Raw genomic sequence first — 19473 nt, forward strand, 5'->3', positions numbered from 1 at the left:
TTTCCATGATGGATGGCCAAGCCTACTACTTCCGCGACCGCTTGCAAGGGCCGTGAAAGCTTAAAACGAATCAGACCGCACAATGGTGCGGAATCTCACGCAGACGTTATTGGTCGTTGTCGCGCTGCAAGCAGGACTGGTGGCCGGTCCCTCGCTTTGCCGCGGATGCCACTGGCAGATCCGTCGGGCGTGCCACTGGCCGCCCTTCGGTGAAACTCTTCATCCAGAGTTGCGCGGACAATATTCCCACGAATGCGGCGTTGTCTCGGAAGCCGGAAACCGGGTTTGCCCGGCATTTTTGATGCAGCTTGGACACCGCTCTTGGATTGAATAGACCGGTCGATGCGAGTGCTGTCTCGCCGAGACGTTCCCGCACATAGGCGCTTTCACCAAGGCCGACAAAGGAACTGCTGTCCGGGGAGCGGTATGGCTGTTTCGGCCGCTCGATGATCTCCGTCGGCACAAGTCCCTCGGCCACGCGTCGCAGGATGTGCTTTTCACGCAGTCCCCTGAGCTTCATGTCCGGGGACAGGTTGTTCGCGAATTCGACGACGCGATGATCGAGGAAGGGGAACCGCCCCTCTATCCCATGGGACATCGCCATCCGGTCGCCCTGGCTGGACAGTATGTAACCGGGCAGCAGGAAGCGTGCTTCCAGGTATTGGCTCTGATGGAGAGGATGCCAGCGGCCGAAATCAGCAGGCAGGCGGGATGCAAGGTCTTCCATCGCATCGTAGCCGGAGAGGGTGGAGCGCAGATCGTCCGAGTAGAAGATCTTGGTCGCCGCCGTGCTGCGGAAGCGCGGACGGTGAGAAAATAGCGGGTCGTTGAGGAAATCGTTGCCGGTGCCGAAGAACGCCGCGAGGTATTCCGTCGTCTGGTGGCGCAGGCCGGGCAGATAGGGATAGAGCTTGCGGAAGAGGTGCAGGCGGGACGGCGATTCCGGCTGACGCGCGCAGAAACGTCTCACGCGTGCCTCGCGAAAGATGTCATATCCCGCAAAGATCTCGTCCGCACCCTCGCCGGTCAGAACGACTTTCATGCCTGCCTCGCGAACGAGGCCGGACAGATGGAAGAGGGGAGCCGGGGCGGTGCGCAGGATCGGTCGTTCGGTGAAACGGATGACCTCGGGAAAGCTCGAGGAAATGTCCTCTGCACCGCAAGCGACCGAACGATGGTGCGTGCCGAGGCCTCGCGCCGCCATTTGCTGAAAGCTACTTTCGTCGTGCTCGGCGCTGTCGAATGTGACCGAGAACGTATTGAGCCCATTCGGCGCCATGGGAGCGCCGAGTGCAGTTATCAGGGATGAATCGAGACCGCCGGAAAGATAGGCGCCGACAGGAACGTCCGCACGCATGCGCAATCTCGTTGCATCGGTCAGTAGAGCTCGGAGTTCTTCCACTTTCTGGCGTTCATCGTCCCCGCCGGATCGTTCGCCCTTCGCGGGAAACTGGAAGTGCCAATAAGCTCGGGAATGCATGCGCCCGTTTTCGATCGTCAGCGCGCAGCCGGGCTCCAGCTCGAAAATATTCCTGAATGCCGTGCGGGGGGCAATCGGCGCCCACAGAGTGAATATCTGGTCCAGAGCGATCGGATCCATCTCGGCCTCGACGCCTGGAACTTCAAGCAGGGCCTTCGCTTCCGAGGCGAAATAGATGACGCCGTTCTTCTCCGTATAAAAGAGAGGGCGCACTCCCATTCGGTCGCGTGCCAACAGCATACGCCGACGCCGACCGTCCCAGATCGCGAAGGCAAAGTCTCCGTTCAACCGGTTCAGGCAGTCGTCGCCGAAGGTTTCGTAAAGTTGCAGCAGGACCTCGGTATCGCTTCCTGTGCGGAACCGGCATCCACGTGCCTTCAGGTCCTCCCGCAACTCGACATAGTTGAAGATTTCGCCGTTGAAGGCGATGACAATATCGCCTGAAGCATTGGCCATCGGCTGCTGGCCGTCGGCCAGGCCGACGATCGAAAGACGGACATGGGCCAAGCCTACGCCAGGCGTGACGAACGTGCCTCTCCCGTCCGGCCCGCGATGGGCTATCGCGTCCGTCATGTCTCTCAGAAGCCGCTCTGGCCCATCTGCAAGATTGGCCTCGCCAAGGAAGCCCGCAAATCCGCACATACCTGTCCAACCCCATCCACGGGGCAGACCATATGAGGGAGCCATGCAATTGCGGTTAAAGACCCGGAGCGACCACCGCGGGAACGCAAACGCGGTAAACGGCAGCTTAAACGGGCTTCATGTCCTGAATGACGGTCGGCCAGAGTTCCGAGACGGTCGGGTGAATGGGAACGGCCCATCGCAATGCGTCGAACGTGGCACCCGCATTCATCATGTCGAGCACGCCGTGAATGGCTTCATCTCCGCCTGTGCCAAGGATGGCGGCGCCCAGGATCTGGCGGCTGTCCGCATCGGCGATGACCTTCATGAAACCGAGCGTCTCGCCCTTTTCGATGGCGCGCCCGACGCGGCTCATGGGCCTCGTTCCAACCACGATCTTCTTTCCGGATTTCTTCGCCTGGGCCTCGGTCATTCCGACACGCCCGAGCGGTGGATCGATATAGAGGGCGTAGCCGGGAAGCCGGTCCGAGACCTTGCGGCTTTCTCCATCCAGAAGATTGGCGGCGACAATCTCAAAATCGTTGTAGGCCGTGTGGGTGAAGGCGCCCTTGCCGTTGCAGTCGCCGAGCGCCCAGATCCCCGCCACGTTCGTCGAAAGGTCATCCGAGACCCGGACGTATCCGCGGTCATCGATCTCGATGCCTGCTTTTTCAAGACCGAGATCATCCGTGTTGGGACGGCGACCAGTTGCCAGCAGAACGTTGGATCCGATGATTTCGGGACTTCCTTCAGTGCAATCGAGGCCAACCCCGACGCCTTCGGGATGATGGCTGAAGCGAAGGCATTCGGCTCCGGTCCGGATGCGGATGCCTTCCTTTTCGAGAATTTCACGCACCGCCTGCGATACGTCGGGATCCTCACGGGCGATCAGACGATCGCCTTTCTCGACCACCGTGACCTCTGCCCCGAACCGGTGATAGATCTGCGCAAATTCGAGCCCGATATAGCTGCCCCCGATGATGACGAGGTGGCGTGGCACCTGTTCGAGCATGACGATGCTGCTGTTGGTCAGGAACGGAACCTCGTCGATCCCCGGAAAGTCGGGAATGGTTGCCCTGCCGCCGACATTCAGGAATATTTTTGGAGCGTGGAGAAGCTCGTCACCCACTCGAACGGTTTTGGGATCCTCGAAGCGCGCGTGACCTTCGATGAAGGTGCAGCGCTCCATCGTCTTCAGCCAGGTCGCGTTGTTGTTGCGCGCATTCAGCGTCACCTGATGCGAGCGCTGCATGACTTTCGGCATGTCGACCCGCAACGCATCGACTGCAAGGCCGTAGTCCGATGCGCGGCGGGCAAGGTGGGCGGCGTAAGCACTTGCCACAAGGGCCTTGGTCGGCATGCAGCCCGTGTTGACGCAGGTGCCGCCCACGTGTTTTCGCTCGATGATGGCAACGGACATTCCGGCCGCCGTCAGACGCCCGGCGAGAGACGGGCCGGCTTGTCCGGTGCCGATGATGATCGCGTCGAAATGCTTCATGACACGATCAGCCCGGTCAGCGTTTTGATGATCACCCATGCCCCGATCACTGCGATCGCATCCTCGATGAATGCGGCCGGCGTATCGCGACCAAAGGCTTTGGCCATAGTCGAGCGCAAGGCAGCGCCGCCCAGAGTGCCGGCGATGGCGCCCACCACGCCAGCGGCGAGCGCGCCCTGCCACTGACCGAAGCCGGCGCCGATCGCTGCTCCAGCGAGTGCCCCCGATGCAATTCGCGCGCCGAACTGCATCGGAACCTTGCGGCTGGGCGTGGAAGGCAACTGGTCGGTAATGAGCTCGCCAACGGCGAGAAAGGTCAGGATCATGACCGACCAGATCGAGCCGAGAAACGAAAGCCATGTCCCGGTTAGTCCGAGAAAGCCAAGATAGGCTCCCCAACTCACTGCGGCAGGTGCTGTCATGGCGCGAAGGCCGGCGATTATTCCGATGAGAAATGCAAGCAAGTAAATCATGAAGATCCCCGGAGAAAATGATTTTCGAGATGCAACTCGGATGAATGCATGCCTATCGCAGGAGTCAAGCAACAAAGGTGAGCGTTGTCGTTACACGCCTGCTTCATGAAAAATATCAGCGGAGATTGCTGCAGCAGCGAAAGGATAGGCAACCGCCGCGGCTTTATCTATGATCGCGTCGTGGTTGGAGGAGCCAGCGCCGCGTGCGACGCCGTCATTTGATTGTTTTGATTTTGTTTCTTGTCCTGGCCATCGCCGTAATTTTCGGCGGGGGGCGGATTGCTGCGCGCAGTTACGTGGACGAGGCCGCAACCCAGGCGCAGACAACGCTCCGGCTTGCCGTGTCCGCACTGGAAGGGCACCTGAAGCGCTACGAAGCGCTTCCCGCGCTGATTGCCGATCAGGAGAATATCGAGGAGCTGGTCCAAAACCCTCGCGATGAGCAACTCAGGGCGCAGGCGAACGCCTACCTGAAGGAGATCAATGCGCTGCTGACATCGTCGGACATCTACGTGATGACGCTCGACGGCGAGACGATCGCGGCGAGCAATTACGACGATCCGCTAAGCTTCGTCGGAGAAAATTTCAGCTATCGCCCCTATTTCCAGGATGCTGCCGACGGAAAGCAGTCACGGTTCTACGCGCTCGGCACCACGTCCCTGAAACGAGGCTACTATTTTGGCTCTCCGATCCGGATGAACGGTGAGGTTCGTGGCGTCATCGTCTTCAAGGTCGATATCGATGCGATCGAGCGCTCGTGGAGCGGCGGGGACAGCCGCATATTCGTGTCGGATCCTGAAGGCATCATCTTCATGACCGGGTCCCCCGAATGGCTCTATGCGGCGATCGAGCCACTGACGCCTGAGCGTCTGGCGCGTACGGAGGTTTCCCGCCGCTATGCCGACGCCTGGCTTCGCGAACTGCCGTTCAGACGCGGTGTCTATGCCGGCCATAGCAGCATGACGATTGTCGATGGTACGGCAGAGCGGGAATACCTTGTCGTTTCCGCGCCGATGCCGGATGCTGGCTGGACTGTCAACGTGCTGATGGACACGGGAACCGTCCGCGCCCAGACGAAGACGACGATCACGGCTATCCTTCTCTTCCTCTGCCTTGCGGCGCTTTTCTGCGCCATCATCCTGCAACGTCGCGTCCGTCTCAACGAACGCATCCAGTTGCAGGCGGAAGCCAAGAACGAGCTTGAGCGACGTGTTGACGAGCGAACAGCAGACCTTGCCCGCGTCAACAGCCGGATCGAAAAAGAGATCGCCGAGCGGCGTCTGACGGAACGGCGCCTCCGCCAGACCCAGGCCGATCTCATTCAGGCGGGAAAGCTTGCGGGGCTCGGCCAGATGTCGGCTGCGCTCTCGCATGAATTCAACCAGCCGCTGGCTGCAGCCAAGACCTACGCGGAGAGCGCCGCCGTCCTGATCGAGCGTGGTCGTCTGGACGAGGTGAGCGACAATGTCCGGCGGATCTCCGCGTTGATCGACCGCATGGCGTCGATCAGCCGGCATTTGCGGAACTTTGCGCGCAAGCCGAATGAAAAGCTCGGGGCGGTCGCGCTCGATGAGGTCGTGCGTGATGCGCTGGAGATCGTGGCTGCGCGGCTCAACGCCGCCGACGCCATTGTCGATGTGGATCTTGCGCCGGATCTGCCGCCGGTGCGGGCAGGTGCCATCCGGTTGCAGCAGGTCCTGGTCAACATCATCACGAATGCGGCCGACGCGATCGAGGGACTGGACGAACGCACGATCGCGCTGTCTGCGAAGCGAGAAGGGGGCAGGGTTGCGATCCTCGTCCGCGACCGCGGTGCGGGCGTTGCCGCCGCCATTCGGGAAAGGATATTCGATCCCTTTTTCACCACGAAGGGCGTCGGCAAGGGGCTCGGGCTTGGTCTATCGATTTCCTATAACATCGTGAAGGATTTCGGAGGCAGCCTGACGGTCTCGGACCACCCTGAAGGGGGCGCTGTCTTTTGCATCGAGCTTGACGTCGCTTCTGAAGTTGCCCTTAAGGCTGCGGAATGAGCGAACAGAGAGTCCTCCTGGTAGACGATGAAGAAGAACTGCGTCTTTCGACGGTGCAGGCTCTGGAGCTGTTCGGGGTTACCGTCCAGGCCTTCTCCAGCGCGGACCATGTCCTCGAGTTGATCGGCTACAGTTTCAATGGCGTCGTCGTCACGGATATCCGCATGCCGGGGATAGACGGAATGACGCTGTTGCATCGAATCCGTGAAATCGATTCTGAAATCCCGGTCATTCTTGTAACGGGGCATGGCGATGTGCAGCTCGCCGTCAAGGCGATGCGCGAAGGTGCCTACGACTTCATCGAGAAGCCGTTTACGCCACAACATCTTGCGGGCGTCATCCGCCGGGCGATGGACCGGCGTGGACTGGTGCTGGAGAACCGCCGGCTACGAGCCGTCGCCGGCAAGCGTGACGATCTGGAGGCGCGATTGCCCGGGCGGACGCAGACGATGGTGGAACTCCGGTACCGGATAAGGGCTATCGGAGCGACCGAGGCCGACACGCTCATCATCGGCGATACAGGCGTCGGCAAGGAGGTCGTGGCGCGCGCGCTGCATGACATCAGCCCGCGCGCCAACCGTCCATTCATTGCCATCAACTGCGCCGCCCTTCCGGAAAACCTCATCGAAAGCGAATTGTTCGGGCATGAAGCTGGCGCGTTCCCAGGCGCGATCCGGGCGCGCTATGGCAAGTTCGAGCATGGCCGAGGTGGAACGATCTTGCTGGATGAGGTCGGCTCGCTGCCGTTCGATCTGCAGGCAAAATTCCTGCGTGTCCTGCAGGAAAGGGTCATAACCCGCCTTGGTTCGAACGAGATCGTTCCTCTCGACGTCCGCTTCATCGCGACCAGCAAGGTCGACCTGCAGGCGGAGGTGGCAGCCGGCCGGTTCCGCGCCGATTTGCTTTACCGCCTCAATGTAGCGACGATCCACGTGCCGTCGCTGGAGCAGCGCAGAACGGACATCCCGCTTCTCTTCCTGCAACTGGTACGAGAGGCAGCCGCGCGCTACGGCAAGGAGGACAATGAAGTCTCCGCGGATGTCATATCTAATATCGCGCAGAGAGACTGGCCCGGTAATGTTCGCGAACTGCGCAATGCCGCTGATCGGCTGGTTCTGGGGCTGGATTGGGGACCTGGCGAGACCGGCGCAGCGGTTGGCCGGGAGGACAGCGGCAGGCTTGCGGACAAAGTTGCCGCCTTCGAACGCGGCATCATTGCCGGTGCAATTTCTGCGCATCGCGGAGCGTTGAGACCGGTCTATGAGACACTCGGTATTTCCCGCAAGACATTGTATGAGAAAATGCAGAAATACGGCCTGGACAAGAAGATGCTCGGCCCGGATCATGTCCTTTATGAAGATCGGGACATTTGAATTTCACCGGACCCTTAACTACTGGGTGGATTCCCACACAATAGTTAAGGGCGTTGTTTCCAAATCCACCCATGCTACGGTGCGATGTCGTTAATCGTGCGTCTTTCGCTTTCGGAGGAATTGCGTCTCGCGCGAATGCGGCAACAAGGTCCAGTTGAGGTTTGCGCTAGAGGAGCTTGTGCGGACCGACATATTTCATCTTGGAGGAGACCGATGAAAATACTGAACGCCATTCTTGGCGCTACCGCGCTTGCGGCTGCTTCCCTCGTTTCCGTCGCGGCCATCGCGCAGACCTATCCCGAGCGGACGATCACGATGATTGTGCCGTTCGCCGCAGGTGGTCCGACCGATACGGTAGCCCGCCTCGTCGCTGAATCCATGTCCAACGATCTCGGCCAACAGGTGATCGTCGAGAACGTCGGCGGCGCCGGTGGTACGTTGGGTGCTGCACGCGTGGCCAGCGCTGACGCCGATGGTTACACCATTCTGTTGCACCATATCGGCATGGCAACGAGCGCCACGCTGTACCGCAAGCTGCCCTACGATACGCTCAATGCTTTCGAGTATGTCGGCCTTGTTACCGACGTCCCGATGACGATCGTAACGCGCAAGGATCTCGAACCGACGGATCTCAAGGGTCTGATCGAATACGCCAAGGCAAACAAGGACACCGTGACCGTTGCCAACGCCGGTATCGGCGCTGCCTCCCACCTGTGTGGAATGCTGTTCATGAGCGCGATCGAGACACCGCTCGTGACGGTGCCCTACAAGGGTACGGGTCCCGCCATGACGGATCTTCTCGGCGGTCAAGTCGACATCATGTGCGACCAGACCACCAATACGACCAAGCAGATCCAGGGTGGCACGATCAAGGCATATGCGGTGACCTCTCCTGAGCGTCTCGATGTTCTCAAGGACGTCCCGACTGCTGCCGAGGGTGGTCTTGCGGACTTCCAGGTCGGTATCTGGCACGGCGTTTATGCGCCGAAGGGCACGCCTGCGGATGCGATGGCTCGTCTGACCAAGTCGCTGCAGGTCGCCCTCAAGGACGAGAATGTCGCTGCACGCTTTGCCGAACTCGGCACCGAGCCGTCGCCTGAAAACGATGCCACGTCGGATGCGCTGAAGGCGAAGCTTGAAAGCGAGATTGCTCGCTGGAAGCCCGTTATCGAGGCTGCCGGTCAGTACGCCGACTAAGGCATACATCTTGCTGGTACCGGTCCTTGTCGCAAGTGGCGATGAGGACCGGCTTTGCGGCGCGCACTGACGCGCCGTTTCCTGCTTAGCGGAGTGATCATGAAATCCCTCAAGTTCGACAGCACAAACCTGATCTGCGGTTTGTTGTTCATAGGTCTCGGCATCTTCTTTGCTCTCCAGGCATTCAGCCTGGATCTGGGCACGGCCTTTCGCATGGGGCCGGGATATTTCCCCTTTGTGCTTGCCTGCGCGCTGATACTATTTGGCGCGATCATCTTCTTCCAGTCCATCCGTGTGACGGGGGAGGGGATCGGTCCTATCGCCTGGCGCGGCATCATGTTCATTTTGCCGGCCCCCATCTTCTTCGGCCTGACCGTAAGAGGGCTCGGTTTCGTGCCGTCATTGTTCCTGACCGCGCTGATCGCTGCGTTTGCGTCGGGACGAATGCGTCCGCTCACCGCTCTTGTGCTGGCGACGGGCCTGACGATTTTTTCGGTGCTCGTCTTCAGCTACGGGCTAGGTCTGCCATTCCGCCGTTTCGGCCCCTGGCTTGAGTTTTAGGAGAGGCAGATGGAATTCCTGAGCAATCTCGCATTGGGCTTTTCGACCGCCACCTCGATCGAAAACCTCTTTTTCTGCCTGATAGGCGTGCTTCTCGGCACCCTCATCGGGGTTCTTCCCGGTATCGGCGCGACGGCAACGATTGCAATGTTGCTGCCGATAACCTTCCAGCTCGAGCCGGTATCGTCCTTGATCATGCTGGCCGGCATCTACTATGGTGCGCAGTATGGCGGTTCCACGACTGCGATCCTCATCAACATGCCCGGTGAATCGTCGTCTGCCGTCACTGCGATCGACGGCTACCAGATGGCCCGGAAGGGCAGGGCGGGTGCAGCCCTCTCAATCGCTGCGATAGGGTCGTTCTTCGCCGGCACGGTGTCCACCTTCCTTGTCGCCATCTTCGCACCACCGCTCACTGAAATCGCGTTGCGGTTTGGCGCTGCCGAATACTTCTCGCTGATGATCGTCGGTCTTGTATCCTCCATCGCGTTGGCTCACGGCTCCGTCATCAAGGCACTCGCCATGGTGGCTCTCGGCCTTCTGCTCGGCCTTGTCGGCACCGATATCTACACGGGAACGCCACGCTTCACCCTTGGCATCCGGGAGTATTCGGATGGCTTGAACTTCGTAGCGGTTGCCGTTGGGGTTTTCGGTATCGCCGAAATCCTGCGCAATCTCGAGGGGGAAAAGACGCGATCACTGCTGATGGCGAAGGTGAGCGGCCTTTTGCCGAGCAAGGACGACGTCAAGCAGATGATCGGGCCGATCCTTCGCGGCACCGCGATTGGTTCGGCGCTCGGCATCCTGCCTGGCGGCGGTGCGATCCTGGCTTCGTTTGCCTCCTACACCGTGGAAAAGCGCATTTCGGACAGACCGGAAGAGTTTGGCCATGGGGCGGTTGCCGGTGTGGCCGGGCCGGAATCGGCCAACAATGCGGGTGCGCAGACTTCGTTCATTCCGCTGCTGACCCTCGGCATCCCGGCGAACCCGGTCATGGCTTTGATGATTGGCGCCATGATCATTCAGGGTATCGTGCCGGGGCCTAATGTGGCGATCGAGCAGCCTGCCCTGTTCTGGGGGATCATCGCTTCGATGTGGATCGGCAACCTTATGCTGGTCGTCCTCAACCTGCCGCTGATCGGACTATGGGTAAAGTTACTGACGATCCCGTATTACGTGCTGTTCCCGATCATCATGGCCTTCTGCTCGATCGGGGTCTACAGCGTAAACTCGAACGTCTACGACCTCTACGCCGTCGCCTTCTTCGGCTTGATTGGTTATGTCCTGGTGAAATTGCGGTGCGAGCCTGCACCCTTGTTGCTGGGCTTCGTTCTCGGGCCATTGCTGGAAGAAAACCTCCGGCGCGCGATGATCCTGTCGCGCGGCGACCCGACGACCTTCGTCACGCGGCCGATCAGCGCTACCCTGCTGTTCATCGCCTTTGTCGTGCTGGTCGTCGTGTTCCTGCCGAGCGTTAGGGCAAAACGCGACAAGGTCTTCCAGGAAGAAGACTAAGCTTCGATTGCAGGCGCTTCAAATCGAATGGAGCGCCTGCAATTCTGTCACCGGCGGACGCTCTGCGATCCGACGCAGGAGAAGCCTGCCCATGGTGGCCCCCGCTTCAGCGAGATCCTCATAGATTGTCTCGACGCGCGGCCGGATCTGATCGAACAATCCCGACGTCTGTTTCGCCACGAGTTTGACGTCGCGACCCAGTTCGAGGTTTTGGTCGTAGGTCGCCGCGATCGCGGCAAGGGCCGATACTTCCCCGCCGCAGACGAAGCCATCCGGGCGGTCCGGCGATGCCAGACGGCGGTGGATGGCCTGACGGATCTCGTCCGATTTGCTGTCCAGGCTAACCTCAGCGGGAATGTCATAAGGAATGCCGGCTTCACGCACTGCCGCCATGAATCCATGCCGCATGTGGTGAGCGAAGGTGAAGCGCTCCGGGGGCAGGATGATGCACAGTTTTCGCGCCCCAGAGGTGATCAGCTTCCGTGAAGCCTGGTAGGCAAATTCGTAATTGTCGAAATCCACATAGGGATGCGCGGTGGCCAGTTCGGTACGTCCATGGCAGATGAACGGAAAGTCCTTCTCCAGAAGCAGCTTCACACGCTCGTCGGACGGCTCGGTTCGCGTGAACACGATCCCGTCTGCCATGCGATTGCGTATGATGTGGCTCACCGGATCGATCTGCGGCGTGTCGGAAAAATGCGGAGTAATGACGAGATGGTAGGCTGTGCCCCGCAATGCCTCCGTCAGTCCGTTGATCATCGACGTGGCGTAGCCGAGAATTTCTTCGTGCGGATCGAGAACCAGACTGATGACGTTGGTGCGGCCCGTGCGCAGTCTTTGCGCGGCCCGGTCCGGAAGGTAACCGATCTCTTCCGCGGCCTGACGAACCCGCAGCCGTGTTTCGAGAGCAATCTGCGGGGCATCGGCCAAGGCACGCGAAACGGTCGTGACGGCAAGCCCTGTCAGTTCGGCAAGCGTCCTCAGAGTTGGCTTGGAGTCTCCGGTGAGGTGCGAACCTCTTTGTGAAGCAGTTGCGCCCACATCAGTTTGCCGCCCTCGGCCTGCCATCCACGATTCCTCTCGTCCCAACCCGTACCGAGTTTAGGGCTGCCACTATATCGTTATAAATTCCACTGGCAATTCTTGAGGGTTTCGCCGGCAATTTTTTTATCAGCTCATCCAATGCGTTAGCTTCCTTTCGGAAGCCTGGGGCGCCAATAGGACGGGGTTGACAGCTCCGGCATTTATATCGTTATAAATTCATATCCGGAGAGGAGCCCGGATCTAGAGGGAGAGTCTCATGAATATCAGAACAGTTACGAAGCTGGCTGCCAGCGCTGCCGTCATCGCGCTCACGGCAGGGGCGGTCAAGGCTGAGGAAAGCGTTGAAGTCCTCCACTGGTGGACCTCCGGTGGCGAAGCTGCGGCACTCAACGTCCTGAAGGAAAACCTGCAGAAGGAAGGCATCTCCTGGCAGGATATGCCGGTTGCCGGTGGCTCCGGCGTGCAGGCGATGACGGCGCTTCGCGCCCGTGTCACCTCAGGTGATCCGCCGACTGCTGTGCAGATGCTCGGGTTCGACATCAAGGAATGGGCCGAGATGGGTGTCTTGGGCAACCTGAACGATCTCGCCAACGAACAGGGTTGGGACAAGGTCATCCCGGCTGCCCTGCAGGACTTCTCGAAGTACGAAGGCAACTGGATCGCGGCACCGGTGAATGTCCATTCGACGAACTGGCTGTGGCTCAGCAAGGCCGCCCTCGACAAGGCGGGTGGCAAGACGCCGGAAACGTTCGACGAACTGATCGCGCTGCTCGACAAGTTCAAGGAGCAGGGCCTCGTTCCGCTTGCTCATGGCGGTCAGCCCTGGCAGGACGGGACGCTGTGGGAATCCGTGGTGTTGTCGGTTGGCGGTATGGACTTCTACAAGAAGGCCGTGATCGACGCCGATACCGAGGCGCTTTCGGGCGATACCATGCGTACCGTGTTCGACAACATGACCAAGCTGCGTGGGTACTTTGATCCCAACTTCTCGGGTCGCGACTGGAACCTCTCCACCGCGCTCGTGATCGAGGGCAAGGCTGGCGCCCAGCAGATGGGTGACTGGTCGAAGGGCGAATGGCTGCGCGCCGACAAGAAGCCGGGTACGGACTTTGTCTGCATCCGCTTCCCCGGCACGCAGGGATCGGTTCTCTTCAACTCCGACCAGTTCGTGATGTTCGATGTCGGTGAAGAAAAGCGCAACGCGCAGCTCAAGATGGCTTCGGCTGTCGAGGATCCGGCCTTCCAGATCGCATTCAACACGGTCAAGGGTTCGGTTCCGGCACGCACCGATGTACCGGACACCGAGTTCGATGATTGCGGCAAGAAGGGCATGAAGGATCTGGCTGATGCTGCTTCCGGCGGCACGCTGGCCGGCTCGCTCGCGCATGGCCATGCCCAGCCGTCTGCCGTCAAGGAAGCCGTTTTCGACGTCGTCACGCAGCACCTGAACGGCCAGTTGACGACGGATCAGGCGCTGGAGCGTCTGCCGAAGGCCATCGCGGCCGCGCAGTAAAGACTGTCGTCCCAGGATCGTGAAATGGCCGGGCTCTCCCGGCCATTTCTAACTCAGGACCCCAGAATCATTATTCGGGACCATGGCCGGAGGTGGCGCATGACAACGATAGAACCGGTTCCCATCGTGGAGCAACGACAACATCGGCGTTCCTTTGTGGATCGGCTGGGTTCCATGCTGCCGAAGATCGTGCTGGCTCCCTCCTTCGCCATTACCCTGATCTTCGTCTATGGCTTCATCCTGTGGACGGTCTATCTGTCGTTCACGCGCTCGCGGATCCTGCCGGTCTACGAACTGGTGGGCTTCGACGCCTACTATCGCCTGTGGTCGCAGCCGAACTGGTACATGGCCATCAAGAACCTGGCGATCTTCGGCGTTCTTTACATCGGCCTGTGCATCGCCATCGGCCTGTGCATCGCCATCCTGATGGACCAGCGCATCCGTGCCGAGGGCATCCTGCGGCCGATATTCCTGTATCCGATGGCGCTGTCCTTCGTCGTTACCGGCACTGCCTGGAAGTGGTTTCTCAATCCGGGCCTCGGCCTGGAGAAGACCATGCACAATCTGGGCTGGGAAAGCTTCAAGTTCGATTGGCTGGTCAACACCGACATGGCGATCTACACCGTCGTGATCGCCGGCGTGTGGCAGGCGTCGGGCTTCGTCATGGCGATGTTCCTCGCCGGGTTGCGCGGGATCGACGGCGAAATCATCAAGGCAGCGCAGATCGACGGCGCGCCCACCATCGCTATCTATCGCCGCATCATCATTCCGCTGCTCCGTCCGGTCTTCCTGTCGGCGATCATCGTGCTCGCGCACATGGCGATCAAATCCTATGACCTGGTGATCGCGCTGACTGGCGGTGGGCCGGGGAACGCGACCGAATTGCCCTCGACCTTCATGTATTCCTACACCTTCACCCGCAGCCAGATGGCGGTCGGTTCGGCCAGTGCGGTGATGATGCTGATGGGTATCACGGCGATCATCGTCCCCTATCTCTATTCAGAGCTGCGGGAGAAGCGCTCATGAGTGCTGCCACCGAAACGGTCAGCGGCGGTTCTGCCCGCACCGCGCGCATCGTCATCTATGCGTTGCTCCTGGTACTGGCGGCAGTCTATCTCCTGCCGCTCTACGTCATGCTGACGACTTCGCTGAAGCCGCTGGACGAGATCCGGGCCGGCGACATGCTGGCACTGCCGCGCCAGCCATCGCTCGCCTCTTGGTACAAGGCCTGGGGCGAGGCCTGCATCGGAGTGACCTGCGAAGGGATCAAGGGCTACTTCTGGAATTCCATCAAGATGGTCGTGCCGGCCGTGGCGATCTCCACGATCCTCGGGGCACTTAACGGCTATGTCCTGACCAAGTGGCGGTTCCCCGGGCACAAGCTCGTCTTCGGACTGATGCTGTTTGCTTGCTTCATTCCGTTCCAGGCGGTGCTCATTCCGATGGCGCGGGTGCTCGGCATATTCGGCCTGGCTAACTCCACGGCCGGCCTGATCTTCGTCCACGTCGTCTACGGTCTGGGCTTCACCACGCTCTTCTTCCGAAACTACTACGAGGCGTTCCCGGATGAGCTGGTCAAGGCGGCGATGATCGACGGCGCCGGGTTCTTCAAGATCTTCTGGAGGATACTGCTGCCAAATTCGGGGCCGATCATCGTCGTCACCGTGATCTACCAGTTCACCAATATCTGGAACGACTTCCTGTTCGGCGTCTCGTTTTCATCAGGCGGTGCCTCACCGATGACGGTAGCGCTCAACAACCTCGTTTCATCCTCCACCGGCGTCAAGGAATACAACGTCGATATGGCGGCCGCCGTGTTCGCGGCGCTGCCGACGCTGCTCGTCTATATCGTCGCCGGACGTTATTTCGTGCGCGGCCTGATGGCCGGCGCAGTCAAGGGATAATCGCAATGAGCTTTCTTCAGGTCAAAAATCTATACAAGAAAATCGGCAGCAACGACGTTCTGAAGGACATCAATATCGAACTGGAGAAGGGCGGCTTCCTGGTGCTCGTCGGGCCCTCCGGTTGCGGCAAGTCGACCCTGCTTAATGCAATTGCTGGCCTGATGCCCTTGACGTCGGGCGAGATTTCCATCGATGGCCAGGTGATCAACGACCTTCACCCTTCCAAGCGTGATATCGCCATGGTTTTCCAGAGCTACGCACTCTATCCGAACATGACTGTGGAGGAGAATATCGGCTTTGCCCTCGAGATGCGCGGCGTAGAAAAGGCAGCTCGCGCCGCGGCGATCCGCAACGTTGCAAAGACCCTGCAGATAGAGCATCTGCTCGACCGCCGTCCGAGCCAGCTTTCCGGCGGTCAGCGCCAGCGTGTCGCCATGGGCCGCGCACTCGTCCGCCAGCCGCGCGTTTTTCTGTTCGATGAGCCGCTTTCAAACCTCGACGCCAAGCTTCGTGTCGAGATGCGCGCCGAGATCAAACGTCTGCACCATAAAACCCACGCGACGATCATCTACGTCACGCACGACCAGATCGAGGCCATGACGCTCGCGACCAAAATCGTCGTGCTTAAAGAAGGGGTGATCCAGCAGGTCGGCACGCCCGCCGAGATCTACAACCGACCCGCCAATCTGTTCGTCGCAGACTTCATGGGTTCCCCGGCAATGAACATGTTCAAGGGATCGGTGGTGACGACCAACGGTGTTCGCGAGATTGAAATCCTCGACAACAATACCCGTGTGGCGATGCCTTCTTCCGTTGCCGATCAGGATCTTCCCGACGGCAAGGAGATCATCCTCGGCCTGCGCCCCGAGGGGATCACCGACGAGGGCCTTGTCGATCCGACTGTCGTTTCGATGGCGAAGATCGAAGCGGACGTTACGCTGGTCGAACCGACAGGATCGGACACGTTCGTCATCGCAAAACTTGACGGAACGAACTTTGTCGGGAGGGTCCGGGCAGACGTCTCAATTGCTCCGGACCAGCGGTTCACGTTCGTCTTCAATCTCGACAAGGCGGTACTCTTCGATCCCTCTTCCGGGCTACGTCTCGTCTGAGCCGCACGAGGGCGAACGCTCAACGGCCGATCGCCAGAACCTCTCGTGGCTGTCTCGTCTTGGGCCAGATCTCCTCCGATCCGGTCATAAGGAGACAAGTGGCTCTCCTGTAGAAAAATGCCTTTACCCCGGTGTGGGCGAATTTTCATCGTAGACAATCAAAATGTTGGCCCATTTTGGAAAAGCGGCTAAAACGTCCTCGTGCTATTTTAGCAAAGGGCGGGATAAATGAGGCTTTCTGCCGGCGCAGCCAAATGTTTGGCCGCTGAGGGGATGTTCTAGTGCGGGATCTGTTCAGGCTGTCCCGCGTTTTTCCAACGGCGTCGATTGGCGTGTACCTCGTGGCGCTGTCGGCCGTTGTCGCGCTGCCGTTGGTCGTATTCGTCCTGTTCCTGATGATGGAGCTGGAGCACCGCGATCGGGAGATTCTAGCGGGAAGCACTGCGGAAGATGCGCAGATGGTGGCACGCTCGGTCGATCGTGCGCTCCAGGACATGACAACGACTTTGAGAGTGCTGGCCACGTCCCCCGAACTCGAAAAGGGCGATCTCCGATCCTTTCACAATCGGACGCAGAACAGCCTTCTCTCCAATTCGCTGTATGTGTTGGCGGTTGATGCGGATGGACAACAGCTGCTCAACACCCGTCTTCCCTTTGGCACGCCCTTGCGTCGGATCTCCGATCCGGCGTCCTTGCAAGCGGCATTGGAAGACCGGGTTACCCAGGTTTCGGATGTATTCTTCGGGGCGACCAGTGGCCAGTTCGTCTTCAACGTAACGATGCCGCTACCCGAGTCTGTGGCCGAATCTTCCGGCGCTGTTGCCCTGATCATGAGCCAGAATGCGGCGGACCTCGGAAAGCTGATCTCTACCGAGGGCCTGCCGCCGGGATGGTCAGTCGCTATCGTTGACGGCGGGGGAAAAATCATCGCCTCGAACGGCGCCAGCAATGCCTCTCCCATCAGTTCGTTTCCCGAGGAGACGCTGAAGTTGATGTCGGGCGTCAACGGGACGATCGAGGACGTGGGTGGCGAACCGATGCAGATGTATGGTTATGCGCAGGTCCTTGGTTCACCCTGGAAGGCGGTGGTCTGGGGCTCGATCGAGACTGCGCAGGCGGATATTATCACCACATCACGCCAACTGATCGTCGGCAGCCTGCTCTTCCTCGGTATCGGCATGCTGTGTGGCTATCTGATTGCACGGCAGCTCAGGATACCGATCCGGCAGATCGCCGGCATGGCGGAGCGCATCGGCCAAGGGGAGATCGTATCTCCTGTCGAGACCCGTATCCGCGAGGCAAGCCAGATCGCTGTCGCTCTCTCCAATGCTTCGTTCGACCGTAGCGTGGCGGAAGACCGGATTCACCTTATCCTGCACGAACTCGTCCATCGGACGAAGAACATCCTGACGCTGGTCCAGGCCATGATACGCCAACTGGCGCGTCAGGAAACGAGCATGGACGAGTTTCAGAAGGCAATTTCGACCCGGCTTCAGGGACTGGGGAAATCGATCGAGGCCTTGGCGAGCGAGCAGTGGGCCGGTGTTCCTTTCAAGCGGCTCGTTTTCATTCAGCTGGAAACCTTCGCAGAAGGGGCAGACCGCGTCGAACTGCAGGGGGAAGATTTCATGCTGCGCGCCGAGGCGGTTCAGAACTTCGGCCTCGTTCTTCACGAGCTTGCCACCAACTCCATCAAGTACGGTGCCCTGTCTGTTCCGGAAGGTCGCATTCGTATTTCCTGGCGGCAGGACGACCCGGACGATCTGGCCTCGCTGCTCCATCTCAGCTGGGAGGAAATCGGCGGGCCTCCGGCGACAGAGCCCACCGAGACAGGTTTCGGCACGACAATCATCAAACGGCACGCAGCGGCTGCATTTGGAGGGCAGGTCGATATCCAATACCGTGCCACCGGTCTTGTGTGGACGCTGACGGCGCCGCGTGAGGCATTTGAACGCGGTGCCGGCGAAACTCTGCAAGAACTGATCGGCTGATACTGCCGCTCCGGAACGAAGAAGCGTCGATGCCGTTTTACGGCGCATGGATGCTGTCTCAGACTTTTCCGTTTTCGATGAACAGTCACTTCGGGCCGCCGGCCTTTCCTATGTCAGTGACGCCGAGCCTGGCATACGGCGGCTCCGCAAGGGGCGGGGGTTCTGTTACCGGCTACCGGACGGCAAACTCGTCTCGGCCCCCGATGTGAAGCGCCGTATCGCGTCGCTGGGGCTGCCGCCCGCCTATGACGACGTCTGGATCTGCATGGATCCAAGAGGACATCTACAGGCAACAGGTTACGATGCACGCGGCCGCAAGCAGTACCGCTATCATTCCGACTGGCAGAACCTGCGCAGCGAGTTGAAGTTCGACCAACTGGTGCGCTTTGGCGAGGCGCTGCCCCGCATCCGTCGGCGGATCGAACGAGATCTTGCCCTCGAGCTGGACAATCCCGAGACCGTCCTTGCGGCTATCATCGCACTGATGGACACAGCGCATCTCCGGGTCGGCAACCGAGCCTATGCCAAGCAAAACCGAACTTATGGCGCCACGACCCTGCTCAAGCGGCACATGAGCCTTTCGGATGAGGTTGTGGTCCTGCGCTTTACAGCTAAGGGCGGCAAGAGGGTCAGCCACACCATCAAGCATCCGCGCCTTCAGCGGATTTTCGAGGAGATCGCGGATCTGCCGGGACGCCAGTTGTTCTCGTGGCCTGACGAGGACGGCATTGCTCGGCCGGTGGATTCCGGCAGGCTCAATGCGTATCTGGCGCAGATTGCCGGTTTTCCGCTTTCGGCGAAAACCTTCAGGACCTGGGGTGGCAGTCTTGCTGGATTTTCAGCCGTCCTTCAGGTTGCAAAGGAAGGCAGGAAGCCAAGGATCAAGGCCATCTGCCAGGCCGCCTCCGATCGTCTGCACAACACGGCTGCCGTCTGCCGCTCCAGCTACGTCCATCCCGCAATTCTGTCGCTGGCGGAAGACATCTCACCGCTGGAAAGGATCTTTTCTGCAAACGCGGAGTTCTCGCAACCACGAGGGTTGAGGGCAGATGAAAGGCGCCTTTTGAGCTTTCTGAAATCCGCAGCCGGGGAGCCGGTTGCGGCCACGCTGACCGAACAGCTGAAAGCCGCAGCCGGAAAGGTCTGAGCAGGTCGCGCGGC

The 19473-nt window shown here is 59.9% G+C and carries 15 protein-coding genes; 11 read left to right on the forward strand and 4 right to left on the reverse strand.

All coding sequences use genetic code 11. The annotated features are described in order from the left end of the window. Positions 1–106 precede the first annotated feature (106 nt). The 3 genes from asnB to LH464_RS14180 all read right to left on the reverse strand — a co-directional run bounded on the left by asnB (position 107) and on the right by LH464_RS14180 (position 4072). The gene (gene asnB / locus LH464_RS14170) at positions 107–2122 is read right to left on the reverse strand and encodes an asparagine synthase (glutamine-hydrolyzing) (protein ID WP_226787049.1); all 2016 of its coding nucleotides are present in this window, start codon (positions 2120–2122) and stop codon (positions 107–109) included. Between the two features lie 106 nt (positions 2123–2228). Further along, complete coding sequence (locus LH464_RS14175; RefSeq protein WP_226787050.1) at positions 2229–3638, reverse strand: FAD-containing oxidoreductase; 1410 nt, start codon at positions 3636–3638, stop codon at positions 2229–2231. Further along, positions 3596–4072, reverse strand: coding sequence for a DUF4126 family protein (locus LH464_RS14180; protein WP_226787051.1), 477 nt, complete (start codon positions 4070–4072; stop codon positions 3596–3598). Before LH464_RS14180 ends, LH464_RS14175 begins: the two co-directional genes overlap by 43 nt. A gap of 203 nt (positions 4073–4275) precedes the next feature. Between LH464_RS14180 and LH464_RS14185 the strand changes: the two genes are divergently transcribed. From LH464_RS14185 to LH464_RS14205, 5 genes are all read left to right on the forward strand, one after another. Continuing rightward, the gene (locus LH464_RS14185; protein WP_390624983.1) at positions 4276–6102 is read left to right on the forward strand and encodes a sensor histidine kinase; all 1827 of its coding nucleotides are present in this window, start codon (positions 4276–4278) and stop codon (positions 6100–6102) included. Next, on the forward strand, positions 6099–7475 hold the full coding sequence (locus LH464_RS14190) for a sigma-54-dependent transcriptional regulator (RefSeq protein WP_226787052.1): 1377 nt from the start codon (positions 6099–6101) through the stop codon (positions 7473–7475). Before LH464_RS14185 ends, LH464_RS14190 begins: the two co-directional genes overlap by 4 nt. 213 nt (positions 7476–7688) lie before the next feature. Continuing rightward, positions 7689–8672, forward strand: coding sequence for a tripartite tricarboxylate transporter substrate-binding protein (locus LH464_RS14195; protein ID WP_226787053.1), 984 nt, complete (start codon positions 7689–7691; stop codon positions 8670–8672). Between the two features lie 99 nt (positions 8673–8771). After that, positions 8772–9233, forward strand: coding sequence for a tripartite tricarboxylate transporter TctB family protein (locus tag LH464_RS14200; protein ID WP_226787054.1), 462 nt, complete (start codon positions 8772–8774; stop codon positions 9231–9233). Between the two features lie 9 nt (positions 9234–9242). Continuing rightward, on the forward strand, positions 9243–10748 hold the full coding sequence (locus LH464_RS14205; protein ID WP_226787055.1) for a tripartite tricarboxylate transporter permease: 1506 nt from the start codon (positions 9243–9245) through the stop codon (positions 10746–10748). An 18-nt stretch (positions 10749–10766) separates the two neighbouring features. Here the strand turns inward: LH464_RS14205 and LH464_RS14210 are convergent, their stop codons facing one another. Then, positions 10767–11816 (reverse strand): LacI family transcriptional regulator, encoded by a 1050-nt coding sequence (locus LH464_RS14210; protein WP_226787056.1) that lies wholly within the window; start codon positions 11814–11816, stop codon positions 10767–10769. A gap of 232 nt (positions 11817–12048) precedes the next feature. Between LH464_RS14210 and LH464_RS14215 the strand changes: the two genes are divergently transcribed. From LH464_RS14215 to LH464_RS14240, 6 genes are all read left to right on the forward strand, one after another. After that, entirely contained in the window at positions 12049–13305 is a 1257-nt protein-coding gene (locus LH464_RS14215; protein ID WP_226787057.1) for an ABC transporter substrate-binding protein, read from the forward strand. Positions 13306–13404: 99 nt separating this feature from the next. Further along, positions 13405–14331: a carbohydrate ABC transporter permease gene (locus LH464_RS14220; RefSeq protein WP_226787058.1), complete on the forward strand. Its 927-nt coding sequence runs from the start codon at positions 13405–13407 to the stop codon at positions 14329–14331. Next, positions 14328–15209 carry a carbohydrate ABC transporter permease gene (locus LH464_RS14225; RefSeq protein WP_226787059.1) on the forward strand — a complete coding sequence of 294 codons (882 nt, stop codon included), beginning with the start codon at positions 14328–14330 and terminating at the stop codon, positions 15207–15209. Before LH464_RS14220 ends, LH464_RS14225 begins: the two co-directional genes overlap by 4 nt. A 5-nt stretch (positions 15210–15214) precedes the next feature. Next, the gene (locus tag LH464_RS14230; protein ID WP_226787060.1) at positions 15215–16321 is read left to right on the forward strand and encodes an ABC transporter ATP-binding protein; all 1107 of its coding nucleotides are present in this window, start codon (positions 15215–15217) and stop codon (positions 16319–16321) included. Positions 16322–16602: 281 nt separating this feature from the next. Further along, positions 16603–18312, forward strand: a complete 1710-nt coding sequence (locus LH464_RS14235) for an HWE histidine kinase domain-containing protein (RefSeq protein ID WP_390624984.1) — start codon at positions 16603–16605, stop codon at positions 18310–18312. 46 nt (positions 18313–18358) lie between these two features. After that, positions 18359–19459 carry a DNA topoisomerase IB gene (locus LH464_RS14240; protein ID WP_226787061.1) on the forward strand — a complete coding sequence of 367 codons (1101 nt, stop codon included), beginning with the start codon at positions 18359–18361 and terminating at the stop codon, positions 19457–19459. Positions 19460–19473 lie beyond the last annotated feature (14 nt).

The organism is Pseudorhizobium xiangyangii (assembly GCF_020531965.1).
GTDB lineage: Bacteria > Pseudomonadota > Alphaproteobacteria > Rhizobiales > Rhizobiaceae > Neorhizobium > Neorhizobium xiangyangii.